General features: G+C 57.3%; 11 protein-coding genes. 1 reads left to right on the top strand and 10 read right to left on the bottom strand.

The window, feature by feature from the left end:
• Nucleotides 1-124: 124 nt before the first annotated feature.
• From AB4O01_RS24245 to AB4O01_RS24205, 9 genes are all read right to left on the bottom strand, one after another.
• Nucleotides 125-1,453: an McrC family protein gene (locus AB4O01_RS24245; RefSeq protein ID WP_460089842.1), complete on the bottom strand. Its 1,329-nt coding sequence runs from the start codon at nt 1,451-1,453 to the stop codon at nt 125-127.
• Nucleotides 1,450-3,444 (bottom strand): McrB family protein, encoded by a 1,995-nt coding sequence (locus tag AB4O01_RS24240; RefSeq protein ID WP_460089841.1) that lies wholly within the window; start codon nt 3,442-3,444, stop codon nt 1,450-1,452. Before AB4O01_RS24240 ends, AB4O01_RS24245 begins: the two co-directional genes overlap by 4 nt.
• Before the next feature lie 4 nt (nt 3,445-3,448).
• The gene (locus tag AB4O01_RS24235; RefSeq protein WP_460089840.1) at nt 3,449-4,144 is read right to left on the bottom strand and encodes a M48 family metallopeptidase; all 696 of its coding nucleotides are present in this window, start codon (nt 4,142-4,144) and stop codon (nt 3,449-3,451) included.
• A complete protein-coding gene (locus tag AB4O01_RS24230) occupies nt 4,141-7,479 on the bottom strand; it encodes a type I restriction endonuclease subunit R (RefSeq protein ID WP_460089839.1) in 3,339 nt (1,112 codons plus the stop codon). The genes AB4O01_RS24235 and AB4O01_RS24230 overlap by 4 nt, the downstream gene beginning before the upstream one ends.
• A gap of 16 nt (nt 7,480-7,495) precedes the next feature.
• Nucleotides 7,496-8,845 (bottom strand): restriction endonuclease subunit S, encoded by a 1,350-nt coding sequence (locus AB4O01_RS24225; RefSeq protein WP_460089838.1) that lies wholly within the window; start codon nt 8,843-8,845, stop codon nt 7,496-7,498.
• Nucleotides 8,838-11,324 carry a type I restriction-modification system subunit M gene (locus tag AB4O01_RS24220; protein ID WP_460089837.1) on the bottom strand — a complete coding sequence of 829 codons (2,487 nt, stop codon included), beginning with the start codon at nt 11,322-11,324 and terminating at the stop codon, nt 8,838-8,840. Before AB4O01_RS24220 ends, AB4O01_RS24225 begins: the two co-directional genes overlap by 8 nt.
• A 46-nt stretch (nt 11,325-11,370) precedes the next feature.
• A complete protein-coding gene (locus AB4O01_RS24215; protein ID WP_460089836.1) occupies nt 11,371-12,285 on the bottom strand; it encodes a helix-turn-helix transcriptional regulator in 915 nt (304 codons plus the stop codon).
• Between the two features lie 894 nt (nt 12,286-13,179).
• A complete protein-coding gene (locus AB4O01_RS24210) occupies nt 13,180-14,169 on the bottom strand; it encodes a YagK/YfjJ domain-containing protein (protein WP_460089835.1) in 990 nt (329 codons plus the stop codon).
• A 328-nt stretch (nt 14,170-14,497) separates the two neighbouring features.
• Entirely contained in the window at nt 14,498-14,728 is a 231-nt protein-coding gene (locus AB4O01_RS24205) for a helix-turn-helix transcriptional regulator (protein WP_460089834.1), read from the bottom strand.
• Between the two features lie 539 nt (nt 14,729-15,267).
• Between AB4O01_RS24205 and AB4O01_RS24200 the strand changes: the two genes are divergently transcribed.
• The gene (locus tag AB4O01_RS24200) at nt 15,268-16,119 is read left to right on the top strand and encodes a hypothetical protein (protein WP_460089833.1); all 852 of its coding nucleotides are present in this window, start codon (nt 15,268-15,270) and stop codon (nt 16,117-16,119) included.
• Nucleotides 16,120-16,387: 268 nt separating this feature from the next.
• Here the strand turns inward: AB4O01_RS24200 and AB4O01_RS24195 are convergent, their stop codons facing one another.
• Nucleotides 16,388-17,428: a DMT family transporter gene (locus AB4O01_RS24195; RefSeq protein ID WP_460089832.1), complete on the bottom strand. Its 1,041-nt coding sequence runs from the start codon at nt 17,426-17,428 to the stop codon at nt 16,388-16,390.
• Nucleotides 17,429-17,591 lie beyond the last annotated feature (163 nt).

Genomic DNA, 17,591 nt, shown 5'->3' with positions numbered 1-17,591 from the left:
GGTCTTCAGCCGACTGCAACGATCTTCACGCTAAAGTCTGTAGAAGCCAGGACGAGCAGCCAAAAGGCTAGCCGTCCTGGCTTTTACAAATCTTTTCTTTTTTTCTGTTTAACGCAGCAGCCGACTAAGAAACCTCTTGCCTCAGAGCTAGGTCGTTCATAACCGACCGGATAAAAAAGTCATTGAGCGCAGGTGAAGTAGGAAGCATCAACTGCCGATTTTTCAGGCAAAACGGCAGCACCCAGAGCCGCATCCCATTGGTTTTCGGAAAATCAAAAACTGGCAGTGGATCGTTGAAAGCGTCCGTCTTCGGGTAGATCAATACGATGTCCCCGGTGCCATCCAGGTAGTGGTGACCATAGGCGTACAGCTGATAGAAGTCTGCCTGGCTAAGTTGGTATTTCTCGCGCCCGTTCTTCTTCGCCGAATCCAGCAGCTTCCACTTCGTGTCCAGGACCAAGTGTGTGGTTTGCTTCTGCTTTACTAACAGGTCGGGCTTCAAGCGGAACCATCGCTGATCGCCGTGCGCAACGAGGTGCTGGCTGCTTGCCTGTGCCTTCAGGACGAAATCATCGCGTAGTTGCCTCGCCAAGTGCTTCTCGACATAGGCCTCGAACACCGCCTCCATAGGAAACAGCAGCGACGGTGCATGATGCTTTCCCATTCCAGAGATAGGACTGAGGCCCTGCAGGATCAGCTTCGCCCAGTCCAGTGCAGACTCGTAATAGCCCATACCTCGATCCAGTCTGATCCGCTGAATATCCAAGGGAACATCAACTGACAACGGAACATCCGTGAAGACGAAACCGAGTTCGCGAGCGACACGCTGGCTCTCTTGCGATCTGCACAGAGTGAGCACATGGCGAAGCGCCGTGTGAATCAGTCGGTTCTCTGCGCGGTCCTGCGAAAACTCGTCATGCTCGGTGAAGAACCGATCTCGCCTGATCAAATTCTGGGAGATCTGTCGCGACACTAACAACCGGCCACGAAGTGCAAAGAGGTTGTCCTGTCGCGCGACATAGTCACTGCGCAGCCCGCGCTTGATCAGCGAACCGACGGCCAACAGAAATTGCCGGATGAACACCTCCAGGAGAGGCATGCGTTCAGCGACCAAGTCTGCATTGGCTGTTTTGATGTGTCGAAACCCGGCCAGGCACTTCAACATCTCGATGAGGAGTGCACGCGCTTCATCAGGTGACGTATTCCTTCCAGTCTTTGGCAGTACCTCGATCTGGAATCCGCATGGGGCACGAATAACGCCGACATAGCTGGTGACCTGAATAGCGCGCTGGCCCTTCAGTTGGGTCGGCTTGAGCCAGCCAAGGGCATTTTCATCACTTCTAAGAGACTGTGTGTCCAGCCATGCGAAGACACGCTTTGGCACAGTAAGCCCGACCGCTCCGGCCTTTGCTTCGACGACCTTGTCGAACTCGAAGATCGTCAGGGAATTCATCCGGCGGTCACGTCAGGTTTGACTGCATAAATGCCGACATACGCGTCTGGCTCATCAAGAGCAGCAGCGTTCAATTGGTAGCGAGAACGAATCGCGTACTGATCCAGCTCGTGCTCACGGCCAAAGAGCACCAGTAGATCCTCTTCGCGGCCGATTTCATGCACGAACTGATGCTCCTGCTTCGGCTTCTGGTTATCCCCCAGGACCAGTCGAATCTTCTGCCAGTCCTCGAAAAAATACTCCTCCAGCAGCGGAATGATCTTGTTCTTGAATACGGCCTTCAGCTCATTGAATCTATCGGATTCTGGCAGATCTTTGATTCGCGTGAAGTAGGCATGTCCCACCGTGTGGTCACGGTCGTACAGGGCCTCGATCCGCTTGTTCAGCATGGTCAGCAACTGCTCGATGTTAATGTCCACGCCGTTGTGGGAGACGCTGGTGCCTGCCAGAACCGACGGCTTTGGCATTGACTCAATGAACTCGAAGCGACGGCGAAGCGCGGTGTCAACCAGTGCCAATGATCGGTCTGCTGTGTTCATGGTCCCGATCACATCAACATTCGAAGGCGCGCTGAAACTCTCTGCGGAGTAGGGCAGCGTCACAGCGACGGGATACTTGGCACCCTCGCGCTTGTCCACTTCCACGAGTGTGATGAGTTCGCCGAAGATCTTGCTGATATTCCCTCGATTGATCTCGTCGATCACCATCGCGTACTGCCGAGACGGGTTCTTGCGCGCCCGGTCGCACAATCTCAAGAAGGCTCCAGGTTTGATCTCGTAGCGCACCTCACCATCTGACGCGGCGGCTGGCTCACTGTCCGCCGCGCGCTTTTTGCCACGCTTGGCGATCACGGGGCGCAGGCCCTCGACAAACTCCTCGTACCCGTAGGACTGATGGAAGGTGACGAACTCGTAGCGCTCGCCGTACTCGGCATCGGTGTAATCCGACACGAGCAGAGCTTGCAGGTCGAATGTCTTGCCGGTACCGGGCGGGCCGTAGTAGATGACGTTTTTTGGTGGCTTGTCGCTTTTGGGCTCGTCTTCAATGTCGTAGTCATCGGGCCAGTAGCCGTTGCGCCCCGCGCGCGGTCCGAGCTTGGCCGGCCAACTGCCTTCATCTTTGTCAGCAGCTTCGAAGAGCTGAACCAGCTCGCTGGTGAGATCGGTTTGCTCAAGCTCATCCAGCCCAGCAAAGGCAGACCAACTGACCCGGATGCTATCTTTGCGCAAGAACAGCCATCCGACTGGCCCGCCTTTGATCGCTCCCTTTTCCTTACGTCCGAAGCGTAGCTGGCTGTTGGTGGCCCGAGTGAACCACCAGTCCAACCCCATTTCGTTGACGGCACGGGCAAGTCGTCCGAATAGCTCTGTCGTCGTGGCGGTCCACAGTGGTTGGCGCTCGACGAAATCCTCGTGCCCCTGGAAGTGCGTCAGCAGGCTTTCGTTGTCGGCATCAGCAGACAGCCCCAACTGATCAGCCAGATCGTCGTAGCTGATTTTGAAGTTCTTGATAGCCTCCGCGCTCCAGTCGACCAGCGCAGTAAAATCAAGTGCGAGACCGTCGTCGACAGACTTGATGGCCACAATGGGCGAAGACTTCAGCGGCCCTCGAATCTGCTCGTACTTCTTGCGCAATACCGGGTCATCGACCTTGATATCTACCAGATCAATTTTGACTACAAAACCAAGGTCGGCATCGATTCCTACAGTGTAAGCCAGCCCCTCAGGTGCATTGTTTGACGGGTAGATCCGGGCCCAGTTGTAGGGAATGAATTTCTTCTGCCATTGATCTGTGGGCTTGCGAACGGTCTTGGTCCACCCATCCGTAAAAAGTTGCTCTTGCAGCGCCTCTGCCCACTGCTTGGTGACGTCGTATGCCTGCCCCAGCTCCTCGTAGACGCGCTGCTGCTCCGGGTTGGTCTTGTCATAGACCGTCCCCTTCCACTTGTTCAGCAGCTTGAAATGGTCATTGTTGAAATAGTTCTGTGCCATCGTCTCAAATCCCTTCTACGTCTATGCCGTGTTCTGCCAGCCAGATCTTTCGCCGCTCGAAATCGGGCAAAGCGCGTTCGACCCGCTGCCAGAACTCTGGCGTGTGATGCGGTTGATGCAGGTGCGCCAGTTCATGCACCACTACGTATTCGGCAATGCGCGGGGGCAACAGGATGGTCTTCCAGTGGAAGTACAACCACTCGCCTTTGCCGCATGATCCCCAGCGGTAGCCCAAATCCTGCACCTTCACACCAACGGGCCGGACCTCCATGCGTGCCACGTAGTCCTGCACCTTGTCCCACAGCCAAAGCTTGGCCCGGGCGCAGTACCACTGAACCAAATGGGCCCGTGCGGTCTCGACCAGGTCGCGGCGCAACATGAAGCGGCCATTCAGCAGTTTTAAAGCCGTGTCCTGCTCATCCACCAATCGCAGTCGGTAGCTGCGACCCAGGTACAGAAAGCCCTCGCCATCGACGTAGCTCTTGGTCGGAACCGCCTTTTGCAGTCGATCCTTCTGTGCCAGCTTGGTGTAGATCCAGAAGCGTTTCTCAAGGACGAACTCGCGCAGACGTTCCTCTTCGACATCCGGCGGTGCCGACAGCACCAACTCACCGTTGCGATCCACGGTGATCTGCAGCGTTCTGCGCCGACCGCTGGGTTTAAGCTCGAAGGAGAGGTCGTCTACGGTCAGCACGCTCATGCCTTGGTCAGCCTCTCATGGTTGGCGCGGGCCAATTCCAGCACGCGATCTTTCAGGGCGGATACATCACCAGGCGCAACCAGACGGGATGTGCGGAGCGTTCTGAAGATGCGCGCCCCCAAAGCGTCTTGCGCTGGCCGCTTGTGCGGCTCCCAGAAGGTGTCAGTCAGTTCGCCAGCAATCATGTCGACCAGCTCCACGGTCAGGTCGCGGATCTTCAGCAACTGCTCATCACTCGGGCGCTCGGTGCCCACCACGGCCTCCAGCAGCATGCGCAGGAAGGGCACGTAGTGTTCAGGCATGTCAGGCAGGCCTGCTTCATCGCTGGAGGCACCCGCGCGCATGTCGCTGATGATCTTCTGCAGCGCCGCAATTAGGTCATCCCACTGATCCGCCAGCGTCTTAAGGATCTCGTTCAGTCGCTCACTGAGCTTGCGAAACAGCACCGGGTCCTCATCCAGATGTTTGCGGATGTGAGAGCGAATGGCGTGTTCCATCTCAGACGCCTTGGCGCGGTCATTCGCCTGGCGCGACAGATGCGTGTCAAACTCCGCGTCAGTCAGCGCAATCGGCGGAATCTTGGGATCGACACCCAGCGAAATCACATGGTCGTCGATCAGCTTGCGGACCTTGGCGCCTACGTCCTTGCCTAGAACCGGCGTGTCCTTGTAGCGATTGCGGGCTCGGGCGTAGATGTACGAGAGAGTCTTGGCGTCCTTTGAGAAGGGCAGGCCTTCAGGGCGCGGCAACACGATGTCCAGCGAACCCAGGAACTGCTTGAGCTTGACGGTGAACTCAGCTCGTAGCCGTTCGTCTGCAAGCACTTCAACGCAGGTCTCAACGTCTTCGATTGACTCAATGTCGCGGCGGCGGAACAGGTCCACCACGCGCAGGTGTCGGTCGCGCAATGCCGGCACTTCGTCTTTCAGGCTCTGCAGGGCGCCCTGGATGTCTTCGTCGGCGTAGGCCGCCAGTGCTTCTTTCAGATGCTGGGCGACGCCGTAGTAATCCACCACGATGCCGCTGCGCTTGCCGAAACCCGTGCGGTTCACCCGGGCAATGGCCTGCAGCAACTCGGCCTCGCGGATCGGGCGGTCTAGATACATTACTCCTTCAATCGGCGCATCGAAGCCTGTCAACAACATCGATTTCACAACCAGGAATGCCAGCGGATCAGTCTTCTCTGGCTTGGCATGAAACAGCGGCCTCTTGAAGCGTTTGATCCGCGTCTCGTTAGCCGCCACCTCAGTCCAGTACTTCCAGGCCGGATCATCGTTGTTGCTACCTGAGATAACCGCCGCGAATTCGATCTTTTTCAGGGTGTCACGGTAGCGCCAAGCCTGCACGATGGCCTGCACCTTGGGCGGACGCTGACACAGCACTTCGTCGTCCAGCGCCTTGTCTTCGGGTGGAAGAGCCTCGGCCTCAGCCAGCAGTTCGGCGCGTGCGGATTCAAACGCAGCCACGTAACGTACCGCCGCTAAACGGCTGTAGGCCACCACCTGCGCTTTGTAGCCGTTGGGCAGGATGTTGGTCACATAGTGGCGCAACATGTCGCGCGCCTTGTCCGCGATCAGCAGCGGGGCGTCGAAGATCGGTCCCTTGGTGGCGTACTTCTGCTTAATCGCCTCCAGTTCCTCGGCACTGCGCTCGCGGAACAAGTCCTCGAACAACTCGTCCAAGCTGGCACCGTCCTTAACCGCACCTTGTGCGGTGCGGCCCTCGTACAGCACGGGCACGGTCGCGCCGTCTTCCTCGGCCTCCTTGATCGTGTAGCGGTCGATGAACTCACCGAAGATCTCGTGGGTGCGCTTCTTGTCGCCCATGATGATCGGCGTACCGGTAAAGCCGATGCGCACGCAGTTCGGCAGCCCGGCCAGCAGGTTGGCGTGCAAGTCACCAGCCTGGGTGCGATGCGCCTCATCGATGAGCACGAGGATGGTCTCGTCCTCGTTCAATACCTCGAAGGTCTTGGCTACTGGCTTAGCGACATAGGCCGCAGCAGCCGGTTCCTTCACAGCCATCTGACCGTCTTGCCAGCCTTCCGGGATGTCGTCCTCGGTCAGGCCAGGCTCACCAGCAGCGTCGGGGTCACGGTACTTCTGGATCGTGGCGAACAACAGCCCCGGGCCCTTGCGGCTCACAAGCTTCTGCACCGCTTTTGTCGACGTTGCAACTTCAACCACTTCGCCAGTCAGTGTCGCCGTGGCACTGAGCTGATCCTGCAGGTCTTTGCGGTCGGTGACTACCACCACTTTGAAGCGGCGCAAGGTGGCGTTGGTGCGCAACTTGCGCACCAGGAACACCATCGTCAGTGACTTGCCCGAACCCTGGGTGTGCCAAATCACGCCACCGCGCCGGTCGTACTCGCCGTCCTGCAGACGGGTCTTGCCGCTTTGCAGGCGGGCTATCGCCTTGTTCACGGCACGGAACTGCTGGTAGCGGCACGCCACCTTGATGGTCTGCCCACCGGCCTGCATGAACAGGGTGAAGTGGCGGATGATGTCCAGCAGGTTCGTCTTGGTGAGCATGCCCGCCACCAGCCGCTGCTGCTCTGACAGTGCCGGCACCCCCAGGCTGGCGGCAATGTCCTCTTCGCGCGCCGGGGTCACGGTCTTCCAGCTAGCAAAGTGCTCGAACAAGCCGCCAATGGCGCCCACCCGCGCCTCGTCGAAACTAGACGCAATCAGCAGTTGGTTGGTGAAGAACAGCGGCTCATTGCCCTCGTAGTCCTCCACTTCGTAATTGGCATGGCGCTGGTTGCTATAGCGGCGCAGTTGGTCGATGGCCTCGGCCAGCGGCTCAGGGACGGACGGACTCTTGCACTCCACCACCACCAGCGGAATACCGTTCACCAGCAACACCAAATCCGGCACGATGAAGGCCTTGCCGCTGCTGTAACCTGGAGGGCAATCCACGCGGTACTGGTTGATGACTGTGAAGGTGTTGTTCTCCGGCGTGTCCCAATCGATGAAGCGAATGGTCTGGCCACGCCCACCGTCCCAGTCCGGCAGGCCGTCGACCGTGATCCCCAGCAGCAGCAACTCCGTCGCCGCTTGGTTGGCTTCGATGAGCTTGGGCCGCGCAATGCGCGTGATAGCCGCGACCGCCTCGGAGACCCGCCCCTCATCCATCCAAGGCATGAATGCCCCATCCACCTCGCGCAGATTGATATCTGCAAGCTTCGCGCGTAGCACTCCTTCCTGGATCACCTCCGTGAAGTTCGCTCGCCCGGTGACAGCGGGCACGTCGATGCTGCCCGCGATGTGCGTCCACCCCAGGCCTTCCAGTTGCTCGACGAATGGCTTTTCGACGTCTTTGAGTTCCCATCCCATGGTCTGGACCTTCTTCTTATTGCGCCAGCAGCGGCGTGACTCGGACGCGGCCGGTGAGGAGGTCATCCATCAGGCCAATCTTCTGTTGCTTGAGCTTTGCTAAATCAGCCAACTCTTGATTAATACGCTGAGTCGCTGCCTTCAACCGACGAGTAATTTCGTTCTGCTCATCTACTATCGGCCGCGCAATGGTCAGTTCCGCAAGAATTGACGTGTTCAAATTTGCCATCGTTGAGCCGACTGCACGCCCAAGAACTTGCGACTGGACACCGGGTTGCTGATACACAAGCGCTAACCAAAAGCCGTTTATCTCTTTCCTGGGAAGACGCGCAAGAAGACACCCTGTGCCACACAACCATCCTGTGTGCTCGTCTTCAATTGCAACACACCGCGACAAGTCACCTCGACGAGAAAAAACTATGTCGTTTTGAACTAGTCGGTGGCGAGAGAGCGCAACCGCTTTGCGTGTGGTGATTCGTGCGATCTGTTGGACGGAAAGACGTCCATCGACCATGTCTTGAGGCATGACAACGGGCACACCATCGGCAACGTACTCGTACGCGTGAAGCTGTGAGCCAAATGGACCCGTCTGCAAAATACCTGAGGATCTTGCCGCGATCTGTCCTAGCGTCACGACCTCCCAATCCTTTGGCACCCACCCCAGCAGCGACTCTTGATATAGATCTGGAGCATCCTCGTAACTGGGTCGTAGCTCACCATTGGCGTCCACGCCACGCGTCAGCAGGTCATGCAGCAAGCCCTGTTTGACCTGCTTTAGTTTCCCGACAATGGCCTCTGTCTGGTGGATGGCCGTATCTAGGGTATCTAACAACTGGGCGATCTTCAGCTTCTCGTCAGACGATGGGCTGGGCACCTTAATGGAGCCAAACTCGGCGCCTGAAATTTCCAAGAAGGTGGTGCCTGAGGCGCGGCGTACCAGCTCGGGCTTCAGCTTTTCAAAGAGGTGGAAGTAGTAGCTGGCCTCCTCGGGCTTCTTGAACACGATGGACTTGAAGCCCTGGTTTGTCGCCATCGGCACCGCGTTGATAACGCGGGCACCCAGCGTTGCACGCGTCGTCACCAGCAGCGACCCGGCAGGCAGCAGGTTTGCTCCGCTACCGGCCAAACCCGATGCACTGATGTGGTCGTTAGTATCGTGAAGCAGCTTGGCCTCTTCGCCGCTGACCTCGCCAGGAGTGACCCAGGGGATTGCCCCATGCCAGAAGGAAGGCACTTCGCGTGATGGTGTGCCGCCGCCAACGACAGCCCCGAGCTGGGTGATTTCTTTCTGCTCCCAGTCGCCAGGCAACTGCTGCAGGAAGGCGTCATACTGGTGGCGCGGCGGCGCGGTTGGTGACTCAGACATATTTGAGCCCCTTCAGGAACTGTTGGAGTTGGCTGGCCGCAACGTCGCGATCACGCTCGATCTCGGTCAACGTCACCTTGTACTTGTCCCACCATTTCTCGAACGCTGCCACGATCAGCTGACGCTGGCCGGTGATGTAGCGCTCGACGATGCCATGCATGTCGTTGTGCAAGATGGTGAGCAAGAGCTTGCTTGCGGCGTCGCCATCCAGCCCATCAACCGATTTATTGAGCTCCAGGGTCAAGCTGTCGTTCTTGGCCTTGATGACCTTCTTCAACGCCGTCAGATCCTTCTTCCAAGCCTTAATCTGCTTCTCATCTATGGCGGTTTCTCCATCGGCGTCTTCAGCGTCGGTCGTTTCTTCGCCGTCTTCGCCCCTATCCGGTGTGGCTGCCTTGATCTGACCTTCTAGCTCCAGCTTCTTGGCCTCCAGTTCCTCCAGCTCAGCAACGAAGCTACCCATAAGGAATTTGACCAGCTTGTGCTCCAGCGGGCTTTCTTTGGTGGTCTTGTCTTCCAGCGCGGTAACGATACTGGTGCGCCAGGCATCGACCACGCCGTGTGAACCGCGCGCCATCAGGGTAAGGAAGTCGTATTTGGTCTGGTTCCAGAAACCGGCCACGATGCCGCGCACCTGGAAGGGATCGAGCAGGCCAATCTGCTCCAGTGAGCCGCTGAAGCTAGCCAGCAGTTCGTTGCGAAGGGCCACGAAGCTTTGCGCCCCCGCCAGGTCGGTGATGCGCTGGCTGTGTGCTGTCCACCAGGCTTCGAAGGCGGCGCGGATGGCGGCTTCCTTGGCCCGCAGCCCGGCGTTGGACTCGATGGCCGGTTTCAGGTCGGCCTTCGCGGTGAACGCCGGATTGAAGTCGTAGTAGCTCGCGTCCCGTTCGACGAAGAGATCCATCGGGTTCAAGCCATGTGCATCGAACAGGGCTGTCTTGTCCGGATGTGCCACCTCGGCCTTTGGGATGCCTCCGAGCAAATGGGCGCGTACGTCATGCGGCTCGGGCGGTGGCGCGTTGTCGGCATAGCGGCGAATGTTCAGATTGTAGCCGTTGGCCTTGAGCGTGGCGGTATCAACGATGGCCGAGAAACCCGGCTCCGCTTTAAAGGCTTCAAAAGTGGTGACAATCTTCTCGATGTGCTCGGGCATCAGGAAGCTTTGAGCACGGCCTTGGAAAAAATCACGATCCGCATTAATAAACAAAACTTTGCCTTGGCGTTCCTTAGGTTTGCCGCTAACTCGTTCCGCTCCATTCTGCACGCGCTGACGTAGCACTAATACGCAAGCTGGAATTTGGGTTCCATAAAACAGACCCGGTGCGACGCCAATAACAGCTTCCAGCAGATCATCCTCAATCATGCCTTCGCGGATAGTTTTTTCCTCACCGCCCCGAAACAGCACACCGTGTGGCATTACTGTGGCCATCTGCCCGCCATCGGCCAGGACCGCGACCATGTGCTGCAGGAACATCAGGTCGGCCTTCTTGGCCCCCAGCGGCACCTCGCCATAGCTGAAGCGCTCGGCGCGGAATTCAGGCGCCCAGGCGGACTGACCGCTCTTGTCTTTATCGGTCGTGCCCCAAGGAATGGAGAACGGCGGATTGGTGAGGATACGGTCAAAGCGGCGCAGCTCACCGCCCTTGACGTGCTGCGGCTTGGCCAGCGTGTCTTCGTTGTGCAGGTCGGCGGTGCTGATACCGTGCAGCAGCATGTTCATCTTGGCGATGGACCATACCGTACCGTTGGCCTCTTGCCCGTAGAGATTGGCCTTTCGACCTTCCTGACCCTGCTCGTCGATGTATTCCTTGGCGGCGATCAGCATGCCGCCCGAACCACAGCAGGGGTCATAGATGTGGTGTTTCAACTCCGGCTTGATCAGGCGAACCATCATCCGCACCACCGAGCGCGGCGTGTAGAACTCGCCACCTTTCTTGCCTGCGGAGTCGGCGAAGTCGCCGATCAGGTACTCATAGGCGGCGCCCAGCAGATCCGGAAACTCAAAGTCCTCATTGCACAGGCGGTGCAGGCTGAAGTGGTTGATCAGCGAGCGCAGCTTGATGTCAGGAATCTTGCTTTGGCCGACCTTGCGAGTGAAGTTGATGTGCTCCAGTACGTCGTACAGGCTAGTGTTGCCAGTTTCCAGCCCGGCAAGTGCCTTGTTCAGGAAGTCACCGATGTTGTGGTGGGCATCATTGAGCAGGTACTCGTAGCGAGACTGGGGCGGCACCCAGAACGAGCCTTCCTCCATGTACCAGTCTTTCTGGTTGGCACTGTCGATGGACTCGGCCTCACTCAACCCCGCCGCCATTTCCTCCTTAATGATCTTCTCGCGGTGCTGATCAAAAACGTCGGAACAGCGTTTGAGGAACAACATCCCAAAGATGTATTCCTTGAACTCGGAGGCGTCCATCTTACCGCGCAGGATGTCGGCGGCTTTGAAGAGGTGGCGTTCTAACTGTGGCAGGGTTAAGGGCATGTAGGGAATCCAGTCAAAGTCGGTTGTTCTGTATTGGCGCGGCGCATCAGTCGGCCTTGCCCGTGATGTTTTGTGAGTCTGGCGATCGATAACCCGGAGCCAGCAGTGCGTTCTTTACGCCGTAGAGCGCCAGGTGATCCTTCAACCAGAGTCGGTATTCGTGGCCCCGCAGGCTGTGGTCTGGCGAGCAATCGACGCTCCACTGGCGCAGGATGTACCCAGCTGTGGCAGCACGTAGCTTCATGCGCAGCACGCCACCATCCATGCTGTAGTCCATCTCGGTGATCTCCGGCCGGGGCTGGTCTGGATGCGGTACCAGTTCCAGTTCGACGATCCGGGTCCACTGGATGTCTTGATTGCTCACCTCGTAGGCCGCAACTGGCAGCCCCTTGAGCACGACGGCGTGTGTGATCCGGGTGATGACGAAATCCCGGAACTCTTGGAACTTCCGGTCGAAGGCGCGGACGTGCCAGCGTAGGCCGTTGTCGATGAGTGCGAATGGGACGATCTCTCGCTCGGTGCAGCCACTGGAGATGGAGTGGTACTCAATTCTAAGCGGACACGCCTGGTGGATCGCACGGGTCACGCTCGCCAGCACATCCAGATCCGGGAGGGTGAGCCGGGACGGGCTCTCGCTGGCCACCCACGCCTTGAGCCGCATCGGTTCGCCGTCACCAAAACCCTGAGTCAGCCACGACAACACCCGCTCCGGTGGGAAGTCGAAGACCGACTGGAAGTCCGGCCCGAGGACGTAGGACTTGCCTTTGGAGTCGTAGTCGATGTTGCCGGAGGCCAGCTCCTTGTATAGCGCCAGATCCCTGGATGCGGCGGCGGACTGGATACCAAACCGCGTGACCAAGTCCTGGCGGCGTATTTCCCCACTGAAGCGCACGCGCAATTCCACGAACGCGAGTCGATCGCGTTGTGGCTGGGTTAGATCTGCAAACTGTTCGTTCGACATCCTGGCTGGCTCGTTCGGGTTAGCGAATGCTTGTGCTTACCTCTGAGGGATAATACATACCCACTCTTAGAGTACGAACATTACCCTATTTTGATTTTATGTGCGTTGCATTCTGATAACCACTAATCTAGAGCTGAGGTTAGCTTTTGCCGCAAAGTGCCCCTCAATCCCAGGCGGATCGCAGACCGAACCAGACCATTACCGTCCGAGTGCTAGCTCATGCCTTGCCACAGCTCATTGACTCGACAACAGCTATAAATCGTCCAGCAAATCCGTCAGGGAACAATGAATTCTGACCCTCCTCGTCAAACTGATCCATCCGCCGGAGGAGCTGCTTCTCATCACGCAGAATGACCTCTAGTGCCTCACGGGATACCACTCTGAACGCATCGACTGATTGCCCATCGATCTCAATGGAGGCATCGACGATCCAGGTCCACAGGCCCGCCTCAGCATGCTGACCGTTGCAGCCCAACCTGAACCAAAGATCTTGATCAGACCCCAACGCCTTAGGGCTAAGCTGGCCAGCTCGGAGCGAGCGACCGCAGCCACACCACGCCAAAACGGTGCCGACGTCAGGCCTATCGCGTGGTCAAGTGCAGTGGGGTTTTTACCTGTAGGCCGCTTACCCGAGAAATGATGCAGGCTTTCATCAAGAGCACAACCCTTACTGAGCTCAGATTGCTTCCTTGCACATACCGACCGGTAATGCTGCCGGCATCGCTCCCGTTTCTCTGTCATCCCACAGCACTCACGCCAGCCTTAGATTCACGACCGTAGCCTAAATCATCGGCTGACAAGGACTCCACAGGCACGGTGCTAGCACCCGGCACGCTGGCAACACATCGGATCACCAGCGCGAGCTTGAGCTATCAACCCAACCTACCTAATGAGTTACGTTCGCCCATGAATGGACCGATTAGTCATCCCGAAAACCTTCCTTACCAGCCCCTTACGCAAGCAACGAGCGCCTACTGGCTTGAGCCGCAGATGTTGATCATTCTTGACCAAGTAACGCATAGCGTAATGCACGTTACCCCGCGCGCTCAGGTCACGCCTGTGGATCAGGCCAATCCCCAGCCTGTCTTGATGTTTATCTTTTTCGAGATTGCAGTTGTTGAAGCAGCCCTGACCACGGGTGATGCGCTGCCACAGCTCACCGATCCGCTGCGCCCTGTAGATGTCGGCACTCACTTCAGCGCCGTTGAAAAAGAAAGCAGCATGGATGTGATACCCACGATCCTCGCCTTGTTCAACGCTGCAGATGTAGCCGGTTTCATGATCGAAAATCAGGTTACGTTCACGCTCAGCAATCAACCGATTCAGGTCGTCGAATACGTGCTCCACACGCAACCTAGCTTGGGTCTCAGTTCGGTAATACAGATCTACCCTGACCACGCAGGTACGGGCGTAGCGATCAAGCACGGCATCAACGTAGCGGCCGACCTCGATCTCTTGCTGAATAGCCTGGTAGCGCTGGTCGTGCTCCCGACGCGTATATCGCTTTTGGGTGAGGAGAGTACGGATGCTTTTGGTCAGCTCATTCAGCGTTTCACTGGTGCTCAGATAGCGCGTTCCACCCTCGTTCAAGCAGGTAATGCCAAAGGGGCTACGCTCAATCCCAATAGCCTGGCAGGCTTCCTGAAAAAGGCTCAAGTGCCAGCTGTACTGATACTCCAGATCACACTCGAACAGCGCGAACATCTGCACGATCCCATCGAAGTATTTTGACAGCCTGGTTTCACTGATCCGCTCATTTCCATGCTTCGAGTATGTGACTCGGTAGGCTTGGCTATCTGTACGCTGGATGGCGTTGATGAGGCGCTCAATCCGGATAGCAGTATCGGACTGAGATCGAGGGGTGTTGGTATTTCGTTCGGTCATGGATGTGTACCTGATTGGTGATCTCGCATACCAGGTACGTGTTGTGTATTTTTTAATCGATGACCTAACCCATAGGCAGGGTGATAGAGTTCGTGTTGCCATTAGAGCTCAGCCTATTGAGTGGTTATAAACTGATAGTCTAGATCTATATAACTAGTTCCCGATCCGAGCCCCAGCGACCATCCCAGCCGGGCAAGGTAACGGGGAGCAACTTTGCCGCGCCAGCCGAAAGATTGATCCATTCTGGCCTTGGGAGAGTTAGCTGAGAATCCCAAACGACATAAGCGCCATGACCAGCCGTAGCCAGTCATGGCGCAGATAGTCGGTTCTAGCTGGCGACACTCAGGTGGCCCGCGGAGCGCACCGCAACCCCCTCAGCCAGGTCACGCTCCTCAATCCTTGCCAGGATCCAGTCATGCACTTCGCTGTCGACCCAGCCGACGCAGCGGTCGCCCAATGACACCGGTTTCGGGAAGGTGCCTTCCGCGATGTATTTGTAGATGGTCGACCGGGCAAGGCCGGTCGAGTCGATGACTTCTTTCAGACGGATGATCCTCATGAACGGGGCTCCTCGTATTCGTTCAGAGGATTGGCAGAGCCGGTAGAAAAACACTGATGAGCTGATCTGCAGACACCCCTCCATGACACCTACAAGCTGTGAACGTACATACGTACAGTTCTCTGGTCCCGAGCGCTGACTCAGACCCTAGCCCCACCTTGTGACTACCCGAGCTCATTCAGAAACCGCCCGGACTCACGCCACGCCCAGCAAAACATCCCGCTTGAGTTTGTACATCAGACCAGTCTCCCCCATGCACTTTCGCCCGCCTGAGCGTGGCTAGCAAAGCCATGCTTCCAGTAGCGGCGTCGCGTGCTGAGCTCTCCTATTGCACAAGGGAAAGCTAAAAGAGACTCTGAAACCTGCAATAACCTCAATAAACTCCAATGAAATCTGGAGATAATTGAAAAATATAATTCTAGAATCGCTATAGAATACTTATAGAAAGCGGCAAGAGTCCATCTAGAACAGCCATAGAATCAGTGTAGAATCATCTAGATTTTGCCCCCATAGCCGCCCCTAGATCCAGATGAGATGACATGGAAATCAACAATCGCGCATCCAATAAGGATGCGGACAGGCTGAGCGAGCTCCTCCAAGAGCCTCATCGAAACCATCGCCACGACATCTGGTTGTGGCTGTTCCTCTACTATTACAGAGAGGCCAGGCTTGATCTCAGAACCTGCAACGGCCTCACCATGCGTGACGAGATAGCCAGGGCCCTGAGGGGTCAGAGGTTCTTCCAGTCCCGCATCCCTAGACAGAAGGACCGATTCCTACTTCCAAACGAAAAGCTGGACTGGATCGAAGAGGATGAACGGCAGCACCGGTGGCTGATCCGCGAGATCGAACAGATGACTGACCTGCGCCTGCATCGCGGCCTAGTCCACCTCACTGGCAGGGATCGCCTCATCGCCATGGTTGACCTTTGGGATGTCGATATTGCTGAGAAGGCATCCCAGGTCGATGACCTTCACCGGGACTGGCGTAGGCACAAGGCGAAGGACATCGAGTTCGAGTGGTTTGCCGATAAAAAGGAGAGCGAAAGGCGCTGTGTTTGCGCCTGGGAATGGCTTGAGAGGAAGCATCTGTCACCGCTATCCAGGCAAGCGCCAATCAGCAACCACCAAGAGCTGCTGATGTTCTTCGACCAGGCTGATGTAGGCCGTTACGAACGGGCGGCGATGATTCGAGAGATCAAGAAGCGATGGAGCCGTAAGCAGTTCGACGAACGCGCCGCAGACAAGAAGCAGGTCAACGTCATGCTCTCGAAAGCGGTGATCGCTCAGCTTGATGCGCTAGCTGAGACGCATGGCGTGAAACGCGCTCAAATCATTGAGAACCTGGTGAGGATGGAGGCTGACGCTGGCTTATACCTCGCCGATGTTTGAATACCGCTCCACCGGCAGAGACCACGAGGTCAGCCACAAGGAGCGCCACGGGATCCTGAGCTCAAATCCAGCCACTCGGTATTCCAAAAGGTATTCCAATCAGATATCAAACCGGATTTTTATAATATATTTCAATAACATAGTTAATCGTTTCAGATTACCCCGGCCCACCAACTCTCAACGACAAAGCCCGCCTAGCGCGGGCTTTGTCGCATCTGGCCATCCCATCCAGCCCCTACCGCCAAAAACCAATCCCTCCCCACACACCTCAATGCTCATGCCGATGATGCACATCCGGAAAATGCGCATGGCTATGCCGCATCGGCGTATGCACATGCGGATGGCTGTGCGGCTCCGTTCCATCCCATTCAAACCCATGCGTATGCTGATGATGCTCGTCGTGTGTGTGGCGATGATCATGCTCGAGCAATTCGTGCTGATGCTCATGAGCATGGTTTTCCATCAGATGAATCCACACCCCCACGGCCATTAACGCTGCGGCGAGCAGGAACATCAGCGATACCGACTCGCCCAGCAGCAGAATCGATATAGCTGCGCCCAGAAACGGCGCGGTGGAAAAGTATGCGCCGGTGCGTGCACTGCCCAGCCCGCGCAGGGCGAGGACGAACATCACCAGGCTGACGCCGTAGCCGAGAAATCCGACCAGCAGGATGGGCACCAGCGTGGTGGCCGCAGGCATTTGCGTGCCGATGAGCAAGGCCAGGCCGCAGTTGACCAGACCGGCGACCAGGCCTTTGCTGCCGGCGATGAACAGTGCGTCCGAGGCAGAGACTTTGCGCGTGAGGTTATTGTCGATGGCCCAGCAAAAGCAGGCGAAGGCGACGGCCAGCGGGCCTGTCCAGTCCTGCGCCGACACGGTCTCTTGCGGCCAAGACAACACGACACCGCCGGCCACGATGGCGAGCATGCCGATCACGATTCGCCGATCGGCATTTTCCTTGAACACTACCCACGCTAGCAGCGCCGTGAGCACTGATTCGAGGTTGAGCATCAGTGACGCGCTCGCACCGGACGTTCTGGTCAAACCGAACATCAATGCCACTGGCGCCAGCACGCCGCCGAAGCCGATGGCTCCGACCAGCCACGGCCATTCGCCGGCTCCGAGTCCGGACCGCTGCCAGCCTCGATCGCGGGCGAAACGCAGGACGGTCAAGCCCAGACCGCTGCCCAGATAGAGCAAACCGGCCAATAGAATCGGTGAAATCTGTACGCCCAGCAGCTTGGCGAGTGGCGTGCTGGCGCCAAACAACGCTGCTGCAACCAACGCGTAGAGCACGCTCACATTCATGAAGGGATCACTCGCTCGGGCTGATGAAATATTGGCAACGATCATGGCAAAACTCAGGTGAGAATTATGTGAACCGTTCCCTGAAGGATCCCCTCTCCTTCAAGCACACACGCCCCTCCAGCAACATTTGATCCGCGCAATCCAGAGCGCTGGGGCGACACAG

The sequence above is a fragment of the Pseudomonas sp. S2_E02 genome (genome assembly GCF_054668355.1).
Note: the sequence above shows the minus strand (reverse complement) of the source record. Positions and strands in the feature narration are given on the sequence as shown.

Bases quoted from the DNA above. Each gene is read 5' to 3' on its own strand.
- AB4O01_RS24245 (WP_460089842.1), bottom strand. From the start codon at position 1,453: ATGAATTCCCTGACGATCTTCGAGTTCGACAAGGTCGTCGAAGCAAAG.
- AB4O01_RS24240 (WP_460089841.1), bottom strand. From the start codon at position 3,444: ATGGCACAGAACTATTTCAACAATGACCATTTCAAGCTGCTGAACAAG.
- AB4O01_RS24235 (WP_460089840.1), bottom strand. From the start codon at position 4,144: ATGAGCGTGCTGACCGTAGACGACCTCTCCTTCGAGCTTAAACCCAGC.
- AB4O01_RS24230 (WP_460089839.1), bottom strand. From the start codon at position 7,479: ATGGGATGGGAACTCAAAGACGTCGAAAAGCCATTCGTCGAGCAACTG.
- AB4O01_RS24225 (WP_460089838.1), bottom strand. From the start codon at position 8,845: ATGTCTGAGTCACCAACCGCGCCGCCGCGCCACCAGTATGACGCCTTC.
- AB4O01_RS24220 (WP_460089837.1), bottom strand. From the start codon at position 11,324: ATGCCCTTAACCCTGCCACAGTTAGAACGCCACCTCTTCAAAGCCGCC.
- AB4O01_RS24215 (WP_460089836.1), bottom strand. From the start codon at position 12,285: ATGTCGAACGAACAGTTTGCAGATCTAACCCAGCCACAACGCGATCGA.
- AB4O01_RS24210 (WP_460089835.1), bottom strand. From the start codon at position 14,169: ATGACCGAACGAAATACCAACACCCCTCGATCTCAGTCCGATACTGCT.
- AB4O01_RS24205 (WP_460089834.1), bottom strand. From the start codon at position 14,728: ATGAGGATCATCCGTCTGAAAGAAGTCATCGACTCGACCGGCCTTGCC.
- AB4O01_RS24200 (WP_460089833.1), top strand. From the start codon at position 15,268: ATGGAAATCAACAATCGCGCATCCAATAAGGATGCGGACAGGCTGAGC.
- AB4O01_RS24195 (WP_460089832.1), bottom strand. From the start codon at position 17,428: ATGAATGTGAGCGTGCTCTACGCGTTGGTTGCAGCAGCGTTGTTTGGC.